Below are 1,378 nucleotides of genomic sequence, written 5' to 3'. Positions count from 1 at the left end.
GGCGAATCTTGAAAAAGAAGTCGAACGAACTGGGCGAATAATTAAAAAACTGCAAGTAGAATTACAGCAAGAACAAACAATTGCCGAATCTTTAGGTTTAGGCGCATTTTGTAAAAAAGCAAAAAGACGAAGAAAACACGCAGAAACGGCTTTACAATCTGCTGAAAATTCACTAGGTAAAGTACAGGGGCGAATTAATATTTTAAAGCAAAAACAAACTTTAGGTATTGAGCGAGCTAATGAAATATTAGCAAGTAACAGTACGATTACCAGTTCGATAAAAACACAAATTCAAGCAGTAAAAACAAAAATAACAAACTATAAAATAGAACGAGATAACATCAAGAAAGCTAAAATTGCAGCAACTAAAACTGCACAAACAGCATCAAATATGGTATCTATTAATTCAGCTAAAAAAATGAATACCGCAGGTTTTGGATCGTTTTTATCAAAAGAAAATTTGCCTTTAATTATAGGTGGTGCTTTATTAGTTGGTGGCGTTTTTTATTTCAAAAATAAAAATTCACAAGTTAAAAAAGTAGTAGCATAATGGAAAGTAAACTAAACATATATGGTTTAGCAGGTGTCCCTGGTCGTGGTCGTGGTGTGTTTATGGACGGTAACGGTAAAGAGCGTTTTGGAAGACCAATAAGCAGACGACCAATCATAAAATTAAGACCGAAAACAAGGCAATCAACTAAGCGATTAGTAAAAACCACAGGTGGTTTTAAACCAGCTAAAATTAAAGTAAAACCTTTTCGACCTAAGGGATCAAAAAAACCAATCTTCATAGTTACTTCAAAACCAAATATTGACGATGTCGAGTCTGGTAAAATAAAATATAATAAAGATGTTAAGAAATTCGTCATAGTTAATAATAAAGCAGAAGAAAATGCAATAAAACTTGCTTTTGAAAATAAATTAAAAAAGGATCAAGCAAGAACATTAGCGGCTAGAGCAGCCAAATCCAAAGCCAAAAAATTAGCATTAGCGAATGCAAAAAGAATAGCAGACGATAAATTAAAAAGAGTTGTAACAGGTGGTTTTAAACCGCCGAAACCTATAATTCAAACGGTTGTTCCTGATAATGTGCCTATGAATTTAAGCACGGAAACTACGGAAACCGAAGAAAAAGAAACTTTTATTTCTAAAAATAAATATGCTATTGGCGTTGCGGGTTTAGTAACAGCTGGCTTGTTGTTCTTTAGAAAAAAGGACGATAAAAAGAAAACGTAAAATAGCGGGAATTATGAGTAAAAATATGAGTGTAGTACAATTGTCGAGATTGTCAGGTTTTGCAGATAATGTGTCATGGGATACACCACAAACAAGCATACCAAGCCAAGGCGGCGGATCTTCAACTCCACAAGATGCGCCA

At 34.0% G+C, this 1,378-nt stretch carries 2 protein-coding genes; both read left to right on the top strand.

Annotation, left to right across the window (positions count from 1 at the left end; genetic code table 11):
• Nucleotides 1-550: hypothetical protein (locus AQ1689_RS13000; protein ID WP_180947599.1), on the top strand; the 550-nt coding region annotated here is incomplete at its 5' end.
• Nucleotides 550-1,236, top strand: coding sequence for a hypothetical protein (locus tag AQ1689_RS12995; RefSeq protein ID WP_101956373.1), 687 nt, complete (start codon nt 550-552; stop codon nt 1,234-1,236). The genes AQ1689_RS13000 and AQ1689_RS12995, both read left to right, overlap by 1 nt.
• The last annotated feature ends 142 nt before the right edge of the window (nt 1,237-1,378 follow it).

It is taken from the genome of Tenacibaculum finnmarkense (assembly GCF_900239185.1).
Lineage (GTDB): Bacteria > Bacteroidota > Bacteroidia > Flavobacteriales > Flavobacteriaceae > Polaribacter > Polaribacter finnmarkensis.
This window is presented reverse-complemented; position numbering and strand designations above follow the sequence as displayed.

Coding starts and splice junctions, on each gene's coding strand:
- AQ1689_RS12995 (WP_101956373.1), top strand. CDS start 550: ATGGAAAGTAAACTAAACATATATGGTTTAGCAGGTGTCCCTGGTCGT.